19 protein-coding genes are annotated in these 18,620 nt (G+C 71.4%); 11 read left to right on the top strand and 8 right to left on the bottom strand.

What is annotated here, in order from left to right:
• Nucleotides 1-55: 55 nt before the first annotated feature.
• Nucleotides 56-745 carry a DUF2017 domain-containing protein gene (locus OHB04_RS26205; protein WP_326690100.1) on the bottom strand — a complete coding sequence of 230 codons (690 nt, stop codon included), beginning with the start codon at nt 743-745 and terminating at the stop codon, nt 56-58.
• The gene (gene clpS / locus OHB04_RS26200; RefSeq protein WP_326690099.1) at nt 745-1,056 is read right to left on the bottom strand and encodes an ATP-dependent Clp protease adapter ClpS; all 312 of its coding nucleotides are present in this window, start codon (nt 1,054-1,056) and stop codon (nt 745-747) included. Before clpS ends, OHB04_RS26205 begins: the two co-directional genes overlap by 1 nt.
• 158 nt (nt 1,057-1,214) lie before the next feature.
• Between clpS and OHB04_RS26195 the strand changes: the two genes are divergently transcribed.
• On the top strand, nt 1,215-2,576 hold the full coding sequence (locus OHB04_RS26195) for a nicotinate phosphoribosyltransferase (protein WP_405807366.1): 1,362 nt from the start codon (nt 1,215-1,217) through the stop codon (nt 2,574-2,576).
• A 187-nt stretch (nt 2,577-2,763) separates the two neighbouring features.
• Complete coding sequence (locus tag OHB04_RS26190; protein WP_326690097.1) at nt 2,764-3,357, top strand: isochorismatase family protein; 594 nt, start codon at nt 2,764-2,766, stop codon at nt 3,355-3,357.
• 91 nt (nt 3,358-3,448) lie between these two features.
• Here the strand turns inward: OHB04_RS26190 and OHB04_RS26185 are convergent, their stop codons facing one another.
• On the bottom strand, nt 3,449-3,715 hold the full coding sequence (locus tag OHB04_RS26185; RefSeq protein ID WP_326692910.1) for a hypothetical protein: 267 nt from the start codon (nt 3,713-3,715) through the stop codon (nt 3,449-3,451).
• Between the two features lie 901 nt (nt 3,716-4,616).
• On the opposite strand from OHB04_RS26185, the gene OHB04_RS26180 reads away from it, so the two are divergent.
• A complete protein-coding gene (locus tag OHB04_RS26180) occupies nt 4,617-4,919 on the top strand; it encodes a hypothetical protein (protein WP_326690096.1) in 303 nt (100 codons plus the stop codon).
• Nucleotides 4,920-5,004: 85 nt separating this feature from the next.
• Here OHB04_RS26180 and OHB04_RS26175 read toward each other — a convergent pair whose 3' ends face one another.
• Nucleotides 5,005-5,724: an RDD family protein gene (locus OHB04_RS26175; RefSeq protein WP_326690095.1), complete on the bottom strand. Its 720-nt coding sequence runs from the start codon at nt 5,722-5,724 to the stop codon at nt 5,005-5,007.
• Nucleotides 5,725-5,899: 175 nt separating this feature from the next.
• Complete coding sequence (locus OHB04_RS26170; protein ID WP_326690094.1) at nt 5,900-7,606, bottom strand: RDD family protein; 1,707 nt, start codon at nt 7,604-7,606, stop codon at nt 5,900-5,902.
• 330 nt (nt 7,607-7,936) lie between these two features.
• Here OHB04_RS26170 and OHB04_RS26165 point away from each other — a divergent pair, with 330 nt between their 5' ends.
• Both OHB04_RS26165 and OHB04_RS26160 read left to right on the top strand, forming a co-directional pair.
• Nucleotides 7,937-8,425 carry an SsgA family sporulation/cell division regulator gene (locus OHB04_RS26165; RefSeq protein WP_326690093.1) on the top strand — a complete coding sequence of 163 codons (489 nt, stop codon included), beginning with the start codon at nt 7,937-7,939 and terminating at the stop codon, nt 8,423-8,425.
• A gap of 93 nt (nt 8,426-8,518) precedes the next feature.
• Nucleotides 8,519-8,893, top strand: a complete 375-nt coding sequence (locus OHB04_RS26160; RefSeq protein ID WP_326690092.1) for a hypothetical protein — start codon at nt 8,519-8,521, stop codon at nt 8,891-8,893.
• Here OHB04_RS26160 and OHB04_RS26155 read toward each other — a convergent pair.
• Complete coding sequence (locus OHB04_RS26155) at nt 8,817-10,235, bottom strand: MFS transporter (RefSeq protein WP_405807368.1); 1,419 nt, start codon at nt 10,233-10,235, stop codon at nt 8,817-8,819. The two genes, OHB04_RS26160 and OHB04_RS26155, sit on opposite strands and share 77 nt — an antisense overlap.
• A gap of 164 nt (nt 10,236-10,399) precedes the next feature.
• Between OHB04_RS26155 and OHB04_RS26150 the strand changes: the two genes are divergently transcribed.
• Nucleotides 10,400-10,954: a winged helix-turn-helix transcriptional regulator gene (locus OHB04_RS26150; RefSeq protein WP_326690090.1), complete on the top strand. Its 555-nt coding sequence runs from the start codon at nt 10,400-10,402 to the stop codon at nt 10,952-10,954.
• Nucleotides 10,955-11,029: 75 nt separating this feature from the next.
• Here OHB04_RS26150 and OHB04_RS26145 read toward each other — a convergent pair whose 3' ends face one another.
• Nucleotides 11,030-12,397, bottom strand: coding sequence for an FAD-binding oxidoreductase (locus OHB04_RS26145; RefSeq protein ID WP_326808436.1), 1,368 nt, complete (start codon nt 12,395-12,397; stop codon nt 11,030-11,032).
• 313 nt (nt 12,398-12,710) lie between these two features.
• Nucleotides 12,711-13,856, bottom strand: coding sequence for a 4-hydroxyphenylpyruvate dioxygenase (gene hppD, locus OHB04_RS26140; RefSeq protein ID WP_326690088.1), 1,146 nt, complete (start codon nt 13,854-13,856; stop codon nt 12,711-12,713).
• 211 nt (nt 13,857-14,067) lie between these two features.
• Between hppD and OHB04_RS26135 the strand changes: the two genes are divergently transcribed.
• The 5 genes from OHB04_RS26135 (at nt 14,068) to OHB04_RS26115 (ending at nt 18,511) form a co-directional block, all read left to right on the top strand.
• A complete protein-coding gene (locus OHB04_RS26135; RefSeq protein ID WP_326690087.1) occupies nt 14,068-14,577 on the top strand; it encodes an Lrp/AsnC family transcriptional regulator in 510 nt (169 codons plus the stop codon).
• Between the two features lie 74 nt (nt 14,578-14,651).
• Nucleotides 14,652-15,299, top strand: a complete 648-nt coding sequence (locus OHB04_RS26130) for an ABC transporter permease (RefSeq protein WP_326690086.1) — start codon at nt 14,652-14,654, stop codon at nt 15,297-15,299.
• Nucleotides 15,292-16,623, top strand: a complete 1,332-nt coding sequence (locus tag OHB04_RS26125; RefSeq protein WP_326808435.1) for a betaine/proline/choline family ABC transporter ATP-binding protein — start codon at nt 15,292-15,294, stop codon at nt 16,621-16,623. The genes OHB04_RS26130 and OHB04_RS26125 overlap by 8 nt, the downstream gene beginning before the upstream one ends.
• Nucleotides 16,620-17,501 carry an ABC transporter permease gene (locus tag OHB04_RS26120; protein ID WP_326690084.1) on the top strand — a complete coding sequence of 294 codons (882 nt, stop codon included), beginning with the start codon at nt 16,620-16,622 and terminating at the stop codon, nt 17,499-17,501. The genes OHB04_RS26125 and OHB04_RS26120 overlap by 4 nt, the downstream gene beginning before the upstream one ends.
• Nucleotides 17,498-18,511, top strand: coding sequence for a glycine betaine ABC transporter substrate-binding protein (locus OHB04_RS26115; RefSeq protein WP_442814948.1), 1,014 nt, complete (start codon nt 17,498-17,500; stop codon nt 18,509-18,511). Before OHB04_RS26120 ends, OHB04_RS26115 begins: the two co-directional genes overlap by 4 nt.
• Nucleotides 18,512-18,620 lie beyond the last annotated feature (109 nt).

Here is an 18,620-nt window from a genome sequence, read left to right as displayed (position 1 = left end):
CGTTTAACGGACGGTGAGGTGGCGGAAAAGCAACCCTGCTCCACCCCTCGCGAGGTCAGGCCATCAGCGTCTCGATGAGCGTCTCCTGGAGCCCGCCGAGCCACAGATAGGCCATGACCATGGGCTTGCGGGGGTCCGAGTCCGGAAGGCGGTACAGCTCACTGTCGCTGTCGTCCGTCACCTCCAGGCGGGTGCCGATGGCCAGCCGAAGGTCGTTGATCGCCCCCAGCCACTGCCGGGAGTCGTCCGGCGCCAGGGTGAGCACGGCGCCCCGCTCCCCCGGCGCGAGCCCGTCCAGGGCCCGGACCATGGCGAGACCGTCCTCGCGCTTGCGGGCGCGCAGGTCGTTCTCGGTGTAGCGGCGGAACTCGGCGGCGGCGGACCGGGCCTCCTCGGCGTGCGCGGCGCCCTCGTCGTCGGCCGACATGCTGCCGTCGGGCTTCTCGTCGGGACCGGGCCCGTAGGCGTCGGGGAAGAGCCGCGCCAGCGCGGGGTCGGCGGGGGGCTCCGTGGGGCCCTCGCCGAACGGGGGCCAGGAGACGCCCTCGATGCCCGCCAGCTCCTCGTCGAGACCGCCAGGGGCGCTCTCGGGGCTCTCCTCGGCGCCAGGGCCGGGGGCGGGCTCGCTGCCCGGCCCGATCAGCTCCACGAGCTGCGCGGCGAGGCTGCGCAGGATGGAGATCTCCACCTCGTCCAGCGCGATGGCCGCTCCGCCGTCGGACGTCGGCTCGAAGTGCCCCGCCATCAGCGCTCCTGCGTAAGCGTGGCCCACAGGCCGTAGCCGTGCATGGCCTGCACGTCGCGCTCCATCTCCTCGCGGCTCCCGCTGGAGACGATGGCGCGGCCCTTGTGATGCACGTCGAGCATCAGCTTCTTCGCCTTCTCCTTCGAATAGCCGAAGTACGCCTGGAACACATAGGTCACATAGCTCATGAGATTGACCGGGTCGTTGTGTACGACGGTGACCCAGGGGACGTCGGGCTCGGGAAGCTCGACGGGCTCCTCGCTGGATTCGGGGCGCTCGATCTCGGTTGGGGCGACACTCACAGTCCCCATGCTGCCACCCTGCGGGCCCGGACGCCGAAATACGGACGGCCGGAGCGGTCACGGCGGCCGGCGTGAGGTTGCCGGGGAGGGCGCATATCGTCAAGATGACGAGATGCGGGGTACGCTCACAGCGACCGACCCGAACACCATGAGGTGAGCCACCAGTGCTGGATTCCCCCGGGGCACTGCCCCCAGAAGATCCCCGGCAGCCGGAAACGGGACTGCCGGTGGCGGTGCCGTCGACGGCGCTGTTCACCGACCAGTACGAGCTGACGATGCTCCAGGCAGCGCTGCGCTCGGGGACGGCCGAGCGGCGCTCGGCCTTCGAGGTCTTCACCCGCAGGCTCCCCGAGGGCCGCCGCTACGGCGTGGTCGCGGGCACCGGCCGGGTGCTGGACGCGGTGGAGAACTTCCGCTTCGACGACCGGATGCTCACGTTCTTGAGCGAGCAGCGCGTGGTCGACGGGCCGACCCTGGAGTGGCTGGCCGGATACCGCTTCCGGGGCGACATCCTCGGCTATCCGGAGGGCGAGGTGTATTTCCCCGGCTCGCCGCTGGTGCGCGTCGAGGGCACCTTCGCGGAGTGCGTCCTGCTGGAGACGGTGATCCTCTCCATCCTCAACCACGACTCGGCCGTGGCCGCCGCGGCCTCGCGCATGGCCGTGGCCGCCGCCGGGCGCCCGCTCATCGAGATGGGCGCGCGCCGCACCCATGAGCTGGCCGCCGTCGCCGCCTCGCGCGCCGCCTATGTGGGCGGCTTCAACTCCACCTCGGACCTGGCCGCCGGCTTCCGCTACGGCATCCCCACCGTCGGCACCAGCGCACACGCCTTCACCCTGCTGCACGACACCGAGCGGGACGCCTTCACCGCACAGGTCGACTCGCTGGGCAGCGGCACGACTCTCCTGGTGGACACCTACGACGTGGCCGAGGCGGTCCGCACCGCCGTGGAGGTCGCGGGCCCGGAGCTGGGGGCCGTACGGGTCGACTCGGGCGACCTGCTGCTGCTCGCGCACCGGGTCCGCCAGCAGCTGGACGACCTGGGCGCGGACAAGACCCGCATCGTGGTGACCAGCGATCTGGACGAGTACGCCATCGCGTCGCTCGCCGCCGCGCCCGTGGACGCGTACGGCGTGGGCACCCAGCTGGTCACCGGCAGCGGGCACCCGACCTGCTCGATGGTCTACAAGCTGGTGGCGCGGGCCGACTCCGACGAGCCGGGAGCGCCGCTGCGGCCGGTGGCGAAGCGGTCGATGGGCGGCAAGTCCTCGGTCGGCGGCGCCAAGTGGGCGGCCCGGCCGCTGGATTCCGCCGGGGTGGCCGAGTCCGAGGTGGTGGGCACCGGGCAGGTACCGCCCGAGCTGGCCGACCACCAGCTCCAGGTGGAGCTGGTCAAGGGAGGCAGGGTCGTGGCCCGGGAGCCGCTGGAGACGGCCCGGGAGCGGCATCTGGCGACGATGGCGCAGCTGCCCATGTCGGCGATGCAGCTCTCGCGCGGAGAGCCGGTTTTGCCGGTGGAGCACGTGTGAGCCGCGCCCCAGCGGGGAGGGGCGCGGGATGCGGGGGAACGGCGGGCCGGACGCACTGCCGCAACCGGCAGAGAGTGTCTAGTCTCGGAAGTGAGGGGCGGCGGTTCGCGACCGTGCGGCCGACAGCCCCGGCAAGCGCCCCCAGCCCGCCGACCCAGCCGACCTATCCAGCCGAAGGGTGTGCACCATGCACCGGGCACTGATCGTCGTTGATGTCCAGAACGACTTCTGCGAGGGCGGCAGCCTCGCGGTCGCGGGCGGCGCCGACGTGGCGGCGGCCATCACCGACCTGGTCGGCGACGCGTCGGCCGGATACCGCCATGTCGTCGCGACACGTGACGCGCACATCTCCCCCGGTGACCACTTCTCCGAGCAGCCGGATTACGAGCACTCCTGGCCGCCGCACTGCGTGGCGGGCACGGAGGGTGTCGGCTTCCACCCGAACTTCGCCCCGGCAGTCGCCTCCGGCTCGATCGAGGCGGTCTTCGACAAGGGGGCCTACTCCGCGGCCTACAGCGGCTTCGAGGGCGCGGACGAGAACGGCGTCTCGCTCGGCGACTGGCTGCGGGCGCGCGAGGTGGCCGAGGTGGACGTGGTCGGCCTCGCCACCGACCACTGCGTACGCGAGACGGCGCTGGACGCGGCCCGCGAGGGCTTCCGCACCCAGGTCCTGCTCGACCTGACCGCGGGGGTGTCCGAGGGCACCGTCCTGCGGGCACTGGACGAGCTGCGGGACGCGGGGGTCGAGCTGACGGGCAAGCCCGTCGTGCCGGGGGCGTAGCACGCGCTCGGCACGGCGGCCAGGCCGCCGTGCCGAGCGGATGCGGTGCTTCCTACGCCCCGGGCGCCAGGGCGACCGGGCGGTCCCGGATCTAGGCGGGGCTGACGCGCAGCAGCGCCGCGATAGGCCGCCACGACTCCCTGTCGTCGTCGGGAACGGCACGCCACACCAGGCCCTCGGGGTGGTGGAGCACCGCCGTGACCTCGTCCGCCGAGGGCGGCTCGGCGTTCCCCCTGAGATAGATGGCGCGCAGGCCGAGGTTGCGCAGTCTGGTCAGAGCGCGGGCCCGGTTCCCGGCGTGCACCAGGACCCGGACGCACTGCTCATCGCCGGGTCTGCGTGGGACGGCCTCGCGCACCGTATGTGGTTCATCGGCCACCGCCGACCAGCGGCGGGCAGGCGGCAGCAGCCCGGTGGCGCCCGGCGCGCCGGTGGAAGCGGAGCGATGTGCTCCGCCCGCGCCCCGGGCCCGCGGCACAGCACCGTGCGCCGCACCGTGCTGGCGCGGTACGGGCAAGGTCAGCGCGACGATCACGCTGCCGTCCGGCAGCCTGACGAATCCGCCTCCAGACATGATCACCATCTCCCCCGTGAGACTCGTTTCGGGTTGGTCAGCGGGGTCATCCGAGACGACCCCACACCTGGCATTCAAACTCGATCCCGCTCCGATCGCCAGGGGGGTAACGGGGGATCATGTTTTGACCTGCAACGATGCAAATAAATTCATTCCTGGGTTGCACACCCCTCAATCATGCATGCTCAGGGGGCTTCTCGTGGATCTTCTTGCCGGATTCACCGTCCGTACTCACCCGGCCAAAGCGTCCGTTTTATTCCCTTTTCACGTGCTTTCCCTGGCGGTCGTTGAACTGAAGACTATTTTTTTCTGTCGCCATTGGGCGGACCGCTGGCGCTTGACCCCCTCCCCGCCCCCGCCCGCGGACCCCGGATCCCAACTCCCCGTCAGATAGCGGATGCGAACATCGGTACGCCCCCCGCGCGCGGCGCTCACGGACCGGAGCACCGAGCACCGCCCAAGAGCCGGTCTGAGTCCGCCAGTTGGGACGGCCGGTGCGGTGTGCGCCAGTGCGCCCCCTGTGCAACGGAGGCGTGGGTCAGCTCACGCTTGCCACGCTTTCCGCCCGGGCATCCCGGACCGTAGAGTCGTTCGATGGCGCCCCGTTTGTACCGAGGCAACGAGTAGTGCGTAACGACCCGTTCGACGTCCAGATCTTGACCACACCCCCGAGGACGGATCCGCCATGCCGCGTCCGAACCCCGCACAAATCGCTTACGGATCGGCCACCGTCATTTGCTCGTCGCTCGCCATGCTGCTGCTCTCCCAGACCCGTTCGGGGCCCGGGATCGTAGTGATCGCGCTCGCGGCGCTCGCACTTGGCCTGCTTGTGGCCCTCACCGCGCCGTCGGCGCGGACAACTCACAAGCGTCGCAAGGTTGTTGAGAGCGCGGAACCGGCCCTTACGGCAGTTCACCACAGCACCCTCACGGCCCAGCACCCCGCCTCCGCACCCGCCACCCCCGCGGGCGTGGGAGCCCGCCGCTGAGCGCCCCGTACCCGGCCGCGAGCCCGGCCCTCCGGGGCTGGGTCCATATCCCGAAGCACGCGGCGGCGGCCCGGCCCCGGCCAGGTCAGTCCGCCGCGACCACCACCGTCCGTGCGGCCTTGTCGTGCAAGCACTGGTGATACGGCTGGTCCCAGGTGCAGAAGAGCACGTTCACCAGCCAGAACAGAAAGCCCAGACAGGGCACCAGCATGGGCAGCGAGTAGACCGCCGCCCTGAACCAGCCGGGTGAGCCCGCCGGGATGGCGCCGTCCTTCAGCACGGCGACCCGGATCCGCATCAGCTTCTTGCCGAGCGTCTGGCCCGAAGTCGTCAGCATCAGGCCCTCGTAGACCAGATACACCAGGATGTAGACCGCCTGCGGCCAGTACGACCATCCGTTGTCGCCCGACGCCCCCCACTCCGCCAGGCCGATCACCACACCCAGCGGGATGCCCACGATCAGCGCGTCGACGATCCGCGCCAGCAGGCGCTTGCCGCGCGAGGCCAACGGCGGCATCCCCGCCAGCGGGTCGGCGGCACCGGCCGTGCCGCCGTAGGGGTTGTCGTACGGACTTCCGTAGCCCGGGGCGCCGCCGCTCTCGGGGGGCGGTGGCGGGGGCAGCGGGCTGCCGTACGGCGCGCCCGGGTCACTCGGGGACCCCGGCGCCTGGCCGGGGCCGCCGCCTTGTCCCTGGCTCTGGCTCCGGCCCGGGTCTTGGCTCCGGCCCGGGTCTTGACCGCTGCCCTGCCCCTGGCCCGGCTCCGGCTTCCGGAACGGATCGTTCTCCGGCTGCTCCGTACTCATGGCCCGAGTGGACCGCCCCGGCGGGTGCGCCGCATCCGGGGTGGCCCGTTCGAGGGAAGCGCGGAGTGCCCTTCGCGAAGTGGCCTTTGCGAGGGGCCTCGCGGGTCACCCGTTGCCGAGTGCCCTGTGCGGGATGCCTTCGCTCAGCGCCATACAGCCCGCTGCTGCCAGTGCCTTACAGCCCGCTGCCGCCCGCGCCCCTCTTGGCGACGAAGGTGCCCGCCACCTTGTCGTGCCAGCACTGGCGCCACGGCCGGTCGAACAGGCACCACGCGAGATTGACCACACCGATCACCAGGACGCCCAGCACCCCGTAGACGAGCCAGCGCAGGAACGCCTTGCCGAAGCCAGGCTTGTCGTGGCTCTCGATGTCGGCCACGGACAGCCCGAACAGCTTCTTGCCGAGCGTGCGGCCCCAACGCGCTGTCGGCAGCACCTCGTAGAGGATCCCGAACACCAGCAGCGCGCCGACGACCAGCGCGAGGTAGCCGCCCGTGGTGCCGTCCAGCAGCCACACCTTCTTGGTCTCCCCCGCCTGTTCGACGGCGTCGACCTTGGCGTCGATGTGGTCGGTCACCTTGCTCACGAACGGGAACGCGACGCCCCCACCCACCGCGAGCGTCAGCACGAGATCCACGAGCCGCGCGCCGAACCGCTTGCCCAGGCCCGCGGGGCGGGCCTGCTGGACGGCCATCTGTGCGAACGGGTCGTTCGCCGGAGGCCGCCAGGGGACGACGGCGTCCGGCCCCCCGGAATGCGCCTGCGCCGGCAGCCCCGCCGCGGGCGGCTGCTGCCCCGCCCCGACGACCCCCTGCTGCGACCACGAGGGTTGCGCACTCTGGAGACCGCCGTCAGGGGCGGGCCCGGGTGCTGCCGCCGGGAGTGATGACGGAGGTGATGACGGCGGTGACGACGGGGCCTGCGCGGGTGAGGCTTGCGCGGGCGACAGCGCGGGCGCGCCGTGACCGGGCCCCGCAGCCGGCAGGGGCGAGCCCTGCGGGGGGCCTCCGCTCGCCCCGGCCTGGCCATGGCCGGGCGCCAACTGGCCGGGCGGCGCCTGCCCGGTGCCCTGCGCCGGGCCCTGCACCGGAGAGGCCGACGCGGGCGAGCCCTGAGCCGGACCGCTGCCCGACCCCAGCTGGCCCTGACCCGGCTGGCCCTGACCCGGCACCCGCTGACCCGAACCCTGCTCGGGCCCCGCACCCGCACCATGCCGGCCCTGCCCCGGCACCCGCTGACCGGGCTGCGCCTGGCCACCGGGAGACGGGGACGTGGGCGAGCCCTGGGCCGGGACCGGGCCCGCCGGTCCCAGGTCGCGCAGGACCTCGGAGCGGCGCAGGCCGACCGTGTGTTCACGTCCGCCCTGGGCGGAGGGCGGGTCGGCGGGGGTGTCGTTGCCCCAGTCGCCGCGGGGGTCGCCGGACGCCGGCGGGCCGAAGCCGGCCTGACGGGCGGGGTCCGCCTGCCAGGTGGGCGCGGACGCCGGCTCCGAGGTGCGCGAGGGCAGTTCGGGGAGCGCGCCGGCGCCGTCGTTCGCTCCGGCGGGCCGCTGCCCGCTCTCCTCGTCCCCGCCCTGAGCGGCCTCTCCGCCGGACCGCCCGTCGCCCCCGTCCTCCTCGTCCAGGAAGACGGGCCCCGTCTCGTCGGAGGTGTCGCGGCGCGGCGGGGTGGCGGGGCCGCCCGACTTGGCGGGAGTGGACGGGGACGACGGGGAGGAGGCCACGGGCGGAGGCGCGGGCATGGGTTCGCCCTCGCGCGGCTCGGGGCGACTGGTGCCGGGCACCCATGACGAACCGTTCCAGTAGCGGATATACCCGGGAATGGACGGATCCGGGTAATACCCTGAACGGGGTACCTCACCATTAGCACCGGAGGGTCCCACTGCCCCCAACTCCCATCATGTGCGACACACTTGATCAGTCCGCAGCGTCGCGGGCTCCGCGGAGCCCCGCTTGCGGCGCGGCGAGTACCTCCGCCTGTCCAAGAGGACAGTAACGAAGAAGACCCGGCGGGGAGGAAGCAGACTGCGGGGAAGTCCGCCATCGGGCGACCCGCGCGGGCTCTCGTTCCGGCCGAATCCGGCCCCGGGACCACGTTGGGGAACTTCCGGGGAAATCCCCGCGAACCCGTGTAACGAACCGCGTCCCACGCTCTCTGTTCCTGTATGCGCCGCCGCTCGGCGGTCACACGGAGAGCAAGAAAGGGGCGCCGTATGCACACCGCCGTCGAACGTGAGATGGAGATGAGGCTCATCCTCTCGCCGGAGCGCAGCGTTCCCGTGCCCGCGCGGGTGCGGTTCCGCTCGGACGACCCGTACGCCGTCCATGTCACCTTCCACCTCGGCTCCGAGTGCCCCGTGCACTGGACGTTCGCACGCGAGCTGCTGGTGGAGGGGGTGTTCAGGCCGTGCGGGCACGGCGATGTGCGAGTGTGGCCGACGAAGGTCGACTCGCGTGAGGTCATCTGCATGGCGCTCAGCTCGCCCGAGGGGGACGCGCTGCTGGAGTCGCCCGCGCCGGCGCTCTCCGCCTGGCTGGAGCGGACGCTGCGGGTGGTGCCGCCGGGCACCGAGGCGGAGGCGCTCGGGATCGACGAGGGGCTCGGCGAACTGCTGCGCCCGATCCCGGGCGACGACCCCCGCCCCCGGCCGGGATCAGCCGAACCATGGGCGAGCGATGAAGGCGGTGAGTGTGCCTCGTGAAGATGTCGCCCGCTCGGGGCCGCCGCACTCATCCTGCTGAAGAAATGACGGGATACAACCGACAGGAAATGGAAAACCGCCATCATCGCGCCCATGCCACCGGAAGATTCACACAGCGAGAGCCTCGACAGCGAGCGCAGGGCGCAGCGCGAGGGGAAACAGCGCGGGCGAGAGCGGCGCGAACGGGAGGTGCGCGAACACGAGGTGCGAGTGCGGGTCGGCCTGCGGCTGCGGGAGCTGTCCCATCAGCTCGACCGCCCCTCCTACGACCTGCTCTTACGGGTGCTCGGCGGGGTGAACACCGCGTTCACCCGGCGGAACGAGCATGTCGAGCTGGAGATGACGCCGGAGGAACGGGCGCTCTACACACCCGAGTTACAACGGGAGCTGGTCAGGCTGCTGGAGTTGGCGAGCTTCCCGCGTCAGCGGGTGCACACGGACGACCGCCCACCACCGGACGTTCCCTGACGCCGGCGTCGGCGCCCCGCTCCGCCGGGACCTCCGCCCGCGCGGGTGCCCGCCGCTCGCGGAAGAGCAGCGCCGCCAGCGCGCCCGCGAGCATCAGCCCCGCGGCGGCGTACAGCGCGGTGTCGGTGCCCAGGGCTATGGAGTGCGCCGGAGTGCCGCCGTGCGGGGCCGTGGCGAGGACGACGGTGAGCGCGAGACCCATGGACGAGCCGATGTAGCGCGCCGTGTTGTTGGCGCCCGAGCCCATGGCGGCACGGTCCGCCGGGACGCTCTCGACGGCGAGCCGGGGCAGCGCGGCGTTGAGCATGCCGCTGCCGATACCCCCGAGGAGGAATCCGGGGACGGTGCGCTCCCAGGAGCCGGCGGCCAGCGCGCCCAGCATCGCCAGCGCGCCGAGGGCCGACAGGACGAAGCCCAGCGCGAGTTGGTGCCGGGCGGACATCCGCCCACCCAGCCGCCTGGCCTGGAGCGCGGACAGCAGGCCGGTGCCGGACCAGAACAGGAAGAGCCAGGCGGTGGCCGGCCCGCTCATCCCGAGCGACTGCTGGAGCAGCGCCGGCAGATAGCTGAACATTCCGATGACGCCGAGCCCGGTGAACAGCGCGCCGCTGGTGGCGGCGAGGAACGCGGGACGGCGGAAGAGGCCGAGGTCGAGCAGCGGCGCGCCGACCTTGCGCTCCACGACGGCGAACGCCGCGACGAGCGCCAGCGCGACGGCGGCCAGACCGTAGACCTGTGGCCGCAGCCAGCCGTTCCTGCCGAGGGTGAGCGCGGCGAGCAGCGCGGTCAGCGCCAGGCCGAGCAGCAGCGCACCTGCCAGGTCCGGCCTGCCCTCGCGCGGGCTGCGGGACTCGGGGAGCGTACGGGCCGCTACGACGGTGAGGACGAGCATCGCGGCGGCCAGCGGGACATAGCACAGCCGCCAGTCGAGGGTACCGAGGCTCGCGGAGAGAGGGCCGCCCACGGCGATGCCGCCGCTGAGCGTCGCGCCCCACACGCCGGTGGCGCGTACCCGGGCCGGGCCCGGCGGGTAGGCGTGGGCGAGCAGCCCGAGGCTGCTGGCGATGACGGCCGCGCTCGCGGCGCCCTGGGCGACGCGGGCGAGGGTGAAGGTGAGGGTGCTGGTGGCGAGCGCGCCCAGGGCCATCGTGACGGTGAGCGCGCCCATACCGGCGACGAAGACGCGCTTGCGGCCGTAGTCGTCGGCGAAGCTCCCGGCGACGAGCAGCAGCGCGGCGAGGCCGAGCGGGGTCCCGTTCAGCAGCCAGGGCTGCCCGGCGAGGGAGGTGCCGAAGTCGGCGGTCATGCCCGGGATGGCGAACATGGGCGCGGTGTAGTTCATGAGCGCGACGAAGGTGGCCAGGCTCGTGGCCACCAGGACGGCGCCCGCTGACCTTCCGGTGGGCAGCACTGCGGAACTCCTCAGTTCGTTGAATGAACCAGCAGGGAAGAGGAACGCTAGCACTCTCAGTTCATTGAATGAACCTGTTTGGTAGGCTCGGCCGCATGGCGCTGAAAAAGGGCTACGCGATGCAGGACTGCTCGCTCGCCAGGACCCTGGAGCTGGTCGGCGAGCGCTGGACGATGCTGGTGATCCGCGACGCGTTCTACGGAGTACGGCGCTACAGCGACTTCCTCGCCCATCTCGACCTCCCGCGCGCCGTCCTCTCCACGCGGCTGCGCGCCCTGACCGAGTCAGGGCTGCTGGACAAGCGGCGCTACGAGGTGTCACCGCCGCGCGACGAGTACGTCCTCACGGACAAGGGCCGCCAGCTGTGGCCCGCGCTGTTCGCGCTGCTCGCGTGGGGCCAGGAGCACGCGTCCGGAGACTTGCCCGTACGGCGCTTCTACGTGCACGTCGGGTGTGGGGCCCGGCTGGGGACGGGGGGCGGGTGTGAGGCGTGCGGACTCGCCTCTGTGCCGCCCGAGGACGTCGAGATCCACCCCGGCCCCGGCGCGGATGATCCTGGCCGGCAGGACCCCGTGACCCGCGCCTTGCTGACACCGCACCGCTTGCTGACGCCCTTGGAGACCGGCTCTGGTGCGGCTGCCGCGCGCTGAATCGGGGTGCGGCTCCGTCGGTACGAGTACGCGGACACGCTGCTGCTGACAGGTGGCTCGAGAGCCAGGCCCGGTCTAGAACAGCTTGCCCGGGTTGAGGATGCCGTTGGGGTCGAAGACGCTCTTGATGCCCCGCTGGAGTTCCAGACCGACCGGGCCCAGCTCCTCGGCGAGCCACCCCTTCTTCAGGACGCCCACACCGTGCTCCCCCGTGATGGTGCCGCCCAGGCTGAGGCCGAGGGCCATGATCTCGTCGAAGGAGACCCTCGCTCGGCGCGACTCCTCCTCGTCCGACGCGTCGAAGCACACCGTCGGATGCGTGTTGCCGTCACCCGCGTGGGCGCAGACGCCGATGGTCAGGCCGTGTTCGGCGGCGATCCGGGCGGTGCCCTCCAGCATCGCGGCGAGCCTGCTGCGCGGGACGCACACGTCGTCGATCATCGTCGTGCCCTTGACCGCCTCCAGGGCGACGAGCGCGGCGCGGCGCGCCTGGAGGAGCAGTTCGGACTCGGCGTAGTCCTCGGCGGGCACCACCTCCACCGCCCCCGCCGCCGCGCACAGCTCCCCGACGGCCCGCAGCTGCGGCGCCGGGTCGGGGGTGTCGAAGGCGGCGAGCAACAGGGCCTCGGTGGTCTCGGGCAGGCCCATCTTGGTCATCTCGTTGACGGCGCGGAGCGTCGTGCGGTCCATCAGCTCCAGCAGCGAGGGGGTGTGGCCCGCTTCCATGATCCGGCAGACGGCGTCGCACGCGGCGGCGGCCGAGGGGAACTCGGCGGCGAGTGCGAGCTGCCGCGGCGGCTCGGCCTTGAGGGCGAGGGTGGCGCGCACGACGACGCCCAGACTGCCCTCGGAGCCGACGATGAGCCGGGTGAGGTCGTATCCGGCGACGCCCTTGGCGGTGCGACGGCCGGTGGACAGCAGCCGCCCGTCCGCGAGGACGACGTCGAGACCGAGGACGTACTCGGCGGTGACACCGTATTTCACACAGCACAGCCCGCCGGAGGCGGTACCGATGTTGCCGCCGATGGTGCACTCCTCCCAACTGGAGGGGTCCGGCGGATAGAAGAGACCGTGCTCGTTCACAGCGCGGGAGAGCGTCGCGTTGACGACGCCGGGCTCGACGACCGCGATCCGGTCGACCGGGTTGATCTCCAGAATCCGGTCCATTCTCACGAGCGAGAGCAGCACACAGCCGTCGCTGGCGTTGGCAGCACCCGAGAGCCCGGTACGGGCCCCCTGTGGTACGACCGGAACGCGCAGCTCATTGGCCGTACGCAGGGTGTGCTGGACCTGTTCGACGGTGCGCGGAAGAACGACGGCGACCGGCGCCCCGGCGGGACAGAAGCTGGCCATGTCGTGCGCGTAGGTACCCAGGACATCGGGATCTGTCAGGACGCCATCGCCCGGCAGCCCTGACCTCAGCCGTTCGATCAGCTCGCTCATCCCCCAAGCCTGGCAGGCCCATTTCCCGCAGGGAACCCCAACGCTCCCGCAGGGAAACCACCGGCTGGCCTGGAGGCCTCAACCCCGCCGCGGAGCACTTTCATACGGGGCTCTGGAGTTCGCGGCGGGGGGCTCCTAGGGGGCGGAGCCCCCGTAGCGGGGGGCAGTTGGGTGGGGGGTCCCCCCCGGTCGGAGTCTGGGGGAGGAGCCGCCCCGACGCCCGGCCGGCGAGGCCATCGGTTAGAGGGCGAAGCCCTCAAAGGGGCTTGGGGGCGAAGCCCCCAACAACGGCGAGGACCCAGGGGGCGAGCCCCTACAGATTGCCGCGCAACTCCTGCTCCCGCTCAATCGCTTCAAACAACGCCTTGAAATTCCCCTTACCAAACCCCATGGACCCGTGCCGCTCGATCAGCTCGAAGAAGACCGTCGGCCGGTCCTGAACCGGCTTGGTGAAAATCTGAAGCAGATACCCGTCCTCGTCCCGGTCGACGAGAATCTTCAGCTCGCGCAGGGTCTCCACCGGCACCCGGGTCTCCCCGGCCCACTCCCCGAGGGTCTCGTAGTAGGAGTCGGGGGTGTCCAGGAACCGCACCCCCGCCGCGCGCATGGCGCGCACCGTGGCGACGATGTCGCCGGTGGCCAGCGCGATGTGCTGGACACCGGCCCCGCCGTAGAACTCCAGATACTCGTCGATCTGGGACTTCTTCTTCGCGACGGCCGGCTCGTTGATCGGGAACTTGACCTTGCGGGTGCCGTCGGCGACGACCTTGGACATCAGGGCCGAGTACTCGGTCGCGATGTCGTCGCCCACGAACTCCTTCATGTTGGTGAAGCCGAGGACCTTGTTGTAGAAGGCGACCCACTCGTCCATCTTGCCGAGTTCGACGTTGCCGACGCAGTGGTCGATCGCCTGGAAGAAGCGCTTGCCGGGCTCGACCATCGGCGCCGCGGCGACGAAGCCGGGCAGGTACGGGCCCGAGTAGCCGGTGCGCTCGACGAGGGTGTGCCGGGTCTCGCCGTAGGTGGCGATGGCGGCGCGCACCACGGTGCCGTGCTCGTCCTTCTCCTCGTACGGCTCCTCCAGGCCATGGGCGCCGTGTTCGACGGCGTAGTGGTAGGCGGCCCGCGCGTCGGGGACCTCGATGGCCAGGTCGATGACGCCGTCGCCGTGCGCGGCGACGTGGTCGGCGAGGAAGCGGCCCCGGTCGGTGGCGGGGCGGATGACGGAGGTGAACACGAAGCGGGCGCCGCCCGATTCGAGAACGTAACTGGCCGTCTCCCGGCTGCCGTTCTCGGGTCCGGAGTAGGCGACGAGCTTCATGCCGAAGGCCGTGGAGTAGTAGTGCGCCGCCTGTTTGGCGTTGCCTACGGCGAAGACGACCGCGTCCATCCCCTTGACCGGGAAGGGATCGGCCTGCCGGGCGGTCTGCGGGGTTGCCACATGGCTTGTCTCTGTCATAGCCGCAGGCTCCCGCCGAACAGCAAGGTGCGCAATAGTTCGCGTTTCCAGTGGGCATTCTGTCCAGCGAACCCCGCAATCAGCCAAGCGATATGCACAACCTGCTCACCCCCAGGGGCTCCGCCCCCGAACCCCCGCACCCCCGCACCTCCGCGCCCCCGCGCCCCCGAACCCGCACCCCCCACCCCCCATCACCACTGAGAGGCAAGCCATGGGCATCGACCGCCTGGACGGGCGTCTGCTGGAACTGCTCGCCGAGGAGCCCCGAATCGGAGTACTCGAAGCCTCGCGCCGCCTCGGAGTCGCGCGAGGCACCGCACAGGCGCGGCTGGACCGGCTTACGTCGGGCGGAGTAATCCGCGGGTTCGGCCCCGAGGTCGACCCGGCGGCGCTCGGCTATCCCGTCACGGCGTTCGCGACGCTGGAGATCAAGCAGGGTCAGGGGGCCGATGTGCGGGAGCACTTGGCGTCCGTGCCGGAAGTTCTTGAGTTGCACACAACAACTGGAATGGGTGACATGCTGTGTCGGCTCGTCGCACGCTCGAACGCCGATCTTCAGCGGGTGATCGACCGGGTTGTCGGCTTTGATGGGATCGTCCGGGCCTCCACGGCCATCGTCATGGAGAACCCGGTGCCGCTGCGGATCGTGCCGCTCGTGCGGCAGGCGGCACAGGACAGCGACACGGCACAGACGGAACGGACGGAACGAACCGGTCACTGACGGGCGGAGGGCCCGGCCACGAGCGGGCGGAGGGCATCACAACAGCACACCGAGGGAACAGGAGGAGACGCCGAGTGAGCTTCTGGGAATACCTCAGTGACCGGCGCGCACAATTGCTGGCCGACTCGTTCCAGCACGCCAGCGCGGTCTTCCAGTGCATGGTCGCCGCCACCGTCATCGGGGTACTGCTGGGCGTGTTCACCTACCGCTCCGAGTGGGCGGGCAACCTGGCGACGACCGCGACGGCCACCCTCCTCACCGTGCCCTCGCTCGCCATGATCGGCCTGCTCATCCCCATCGTGGGCCTGGGGGTGGCACCCACCGTCATCGCGCTCACCCTCTACGGGCTGCTGCCGATCGTGCGCAACGCCATCGTGGGGCTGCGCGGGGTGGACCCCTCACTGGTGGACGCGGCGCGCGGCATCGGGATGTCGCGGCCGATGCAGCTGCTCAAGGTCGAACTCCCGCTCGCCTGGCCGCCGATCCTCACCGGCATCCGGGTGGCCACCCAGATGCTGATGGGCATCGCCGCCATCGCCGCGTTCGCCTCGGGCCCGGGGCTCGGCAACCTCATCTTCCGCGGCGTCGCCTCGCTGGGCAGCGCCAACGCGCTCAACCAGGTCCTCGCCGGCACCCTCGGCATCGTCGTCCTCGCCCTGCTGTTCGACGCCGCCTACGTGCTCATCGGCCGGCTGACCATTCCGAGGGGGATCCGTGTCTGAGGCCTCCGGCGCCCCCATCCAGCTCGAAGGGCTCACCAAGCGCTACCCGGGCGCCGCCGCGCCCGCCGTCGACAACGTGAGCATGGAGATCGAGGCCGGGGAGACGGTGATCCTCGTCGGCCCCTCCGGCGGCGGCAAGACCACCCTCCTCAAGATGATCAACCGGCTGATCGAGCCCACGTCCGGCCGTATCCGCATCGGCGAGGAGGACGTCACCGGGATGGACGCGGTCAAGTTGCGCCGCAAGATCGGCTATGCCATCCAGGCGTCCGGCCTCTTCCCGCACATGACCGTCGCGCAGAACATCGCGCTGGTGCCCAGGATGCTCGGCTGGTCCAAGACGCGGGTGCGAGGCCGGGTGGAGGAGATGCTCGACCTGGTGGGCCTGGAGGCCGCCGAGTTCCACGGCCGATACCCGCGCCAGCTCTCCGGCGGGCAGCAGCAGCGGGTCGGGGTGGCGCGCGCCCTGGCCGCCGACCCGCCGGTGCTGCTGATGGACGAGCCGTTCGGCGCCGTCGACCCCATCACCCGCGACCACCTCCAGGACGAGCTGATCCGCCTCCAGCGCGAGCTGCGCAAGACCATCGTCTTCGTCACCCACGACTTCGACGAGGCCATCAAGATCGGCGACCGGATCGCGGTGCTGCGCGAGCGCTCGCACATCGCGCAGTTCGACACCCCCGAGGCCATCCTCACCAACCCCGCCGACGACTTCGTCTCCGGCTTCGTCGGCGCGGGCGCCGCGCTCAAGCGGCTCAATCTGACCCGGGTGCGGGACGTGGCCATCGTCGACTTCCCGACCGTGACCGTCGCCGACCCGCTGAGCAACATCTTCGACCTGCTCAGCTCCGGTACCACCAAGGAGGTGCTGGTCCTGGACCGGCACCGGCGCCCCTACAAATGGCTGCGGCGTGGCGACCTGATGCGCGCCAAGGGCTCGCTGGCCCGCGCCGGCGCCCTCGTCAACGACACCGTGACCCGCGACGCGACGCTGCGCGACGCGCTGGAGGCGGTGCTCACCGACAACGCGGGCCGCGTCCCGGTCACCGGCAAGCGCGGCGAGTACACCGGGGTGGTGGACATGGAGACGCTGATGAACTCCGTGCACGAACTCCTGGACGAGGACCGCATGGAGGCCATCGACCAGCAGCACCGGCTGGAGGAGACCCAGCAGCAGTTCGGCGGCCACGGACGGACCGGCGCGGGCGCCCACTCCGGCACGGATTCCGGCCCCGGTTCCGGTCCCGGTCCCGATGACGCGGACGCGGACAGGGACGAGGACAGGGAAAGGGCGGACGACGAGGACGAGGGGGCCAGGCCATGAGCGGGGAGAGGCCCAGGGCACCCGACGTGCAGAGCGAGCCCCCGCTGCTCCAGGCGCTCGAACACGAGGCGGACGGCGTCGAGGACCCGAACCCCGAGGATCACCGCACCCCTCCCCCGGCCCCGGCCGAGGGCCGCTTCTCGCGGCTGACCTGGCCCAAGCTGCTGGTGCTGCCCCTCGTGCTCGCGCTGGGGCTGCTGGGGACCTGGCTGTGGTTCCGGGGCGCGGAGCTGGACTCGATCGCCCGCAACTCCCTGACCCGCGCCAACGTGGAGCTGCGGCTGCGGCAGCACATCGAACTCACCGTGATCTCCACGTTCTTCGTGCTGATCATCGCGATCCCGCTCGGCATCGTGCTGACCCGCAAGCGGCTGCGCAAGGCGGCGCCCATCGCGATGATCTTCGCCAACCTCGGCCAGGCCGTCCCCGCCCTGGGCCTGCTGATCCTGCTGGTCATCTGGCTGGGCGTGGGTCCGCACGCGGCGATCGTCGGCATCGTCATCTACGCGGTGCTGCCGGTGCTCGCCAACACGATCGCCGGGCTGCGCGCCATCGACCCGGCGCTGGTGGAGGCCGCCAAGGGCGTCGGGATGTCGCCGGTCGGGGTGCTGCGCAAGGTCGAGCTGCCGCTGGCCGTACCGCTGATCCTCGCCGGGGTGCGCAACGCGCTCGTGCTGAACGTCGGCACGGCGACGCTGGCCACCTTCGGCGGGGGCGGCGGCCTGGGCGACCTGATCTCGGACGGCATCACCAACCAGCGCATGCCGGTGCTCTACCTCGGCTCGATCCTCACCGTCGCGCTCGCCCTGCTCGTCGACTGGCTCGCCTCGCTGGCCGAACTGCTGCTGCGGCCCCTTGGACTGGAGGGCCCGGCATGAGGCGCCCGCGTACCGCCGGGAGGCGGGCCACCACGAGACGGGCCACCACGAGACGGGCCGCCCTGTGCGTGGCGCTGCTGGCGCCGGCCGCCGGGTGCGGGCTGGTCAGCGGCAGCCCGATGACCGACGCCGTCCAGCCCGGCAGCATCGGCAGGGGCCAACCCCTCAAGGGCGCCAAGCTGACCGTGACGTCGAAGGAGTTCACCGAGCAGATCATCCTCGGCCAGATCATGGGCCTGGCCTTCAAGGCGGCGGGCGCCCAGGTCGTGGACCGCACCAGCATCCAGGGCTCCATCGGCGCCCGCGAGGCCGTACGCAGCGGCACAGCGGACGGGATGTACGAGTACACCGGCACCGGCTGGATCACCTACCTCGGCAACACGACCCCGGTGGTCGACCCCCACAAGCAGTGGCTGGCCGTACGGAAGGCGGACCGTGCCAACGGGATCACCTGGCTGGCACCCTCCCGGCTCAACAACACCTACGCGCTGGCCGTCAACGACCGGCTCCAGAAGAAGTACCGCGTCCGCACCCTCTCCGACGTCGCCGCGCTCTCCAAGAAGCAGCGGCCGGCGGCCACCGTGTGCGTGGAGAACGAGTTCGCCTCCCGCGACGACGGGCTGACCGGCATGAAGAAGAAGTACGGCATGGACATCCCCTCCGGCAACGTCAGCAAGATGAGCGGCGGCGTCGTCTACACCCAGGCGTCCCAGGGCTCCCCCTGCGCGTTCGGCGAGGTCTTCACCACCGACGGCCGCATCAAGGCCATGCGCCTGAACGTCCTGCGCGACGACCGGAACTTCTTCCCCAACTACAACGCGGCGCCCGAGATGAACGCCGCCACGATGAAGAAGTACCCGAGGATCGCCCAGGTGCTGGCGCCGGTCACCAGGGCCCTGAACAACAAGGTCGCGCGGGAGCTGAACGCCAAGGTCGACGTCGAGGGCCAGGATCCGCACCAGGTCGCCAAGGACTGGATGGTCGAGAAGGGCTTCCTCAAGGCGTCCTGAGCGGGGCCTTCACGCGCGGCAGCCACCGGGCGCCCCGAAGGGGCGCGGGGAAGGGGCGCGGGGAAGGGGCGCGGGGAACTGCGCGCCCAGCCCGAACGGCACCGCACTC

It is taken from the genome of Streptomyces sp. NBC_01775 (genome assembly GCF_035917675.1).
Taxonomy (GTDB): domain Bacteria; phylum Actinomycetota; class Actinomycetes; order Streptomycetales; family Streptomycetaceae; genus Streptomyces.
The sequence above is the reverse complement of the archived record's forward strand: the minus strand, read 5'-3'. Positions and strand labels throughout refer to the sequence as shown.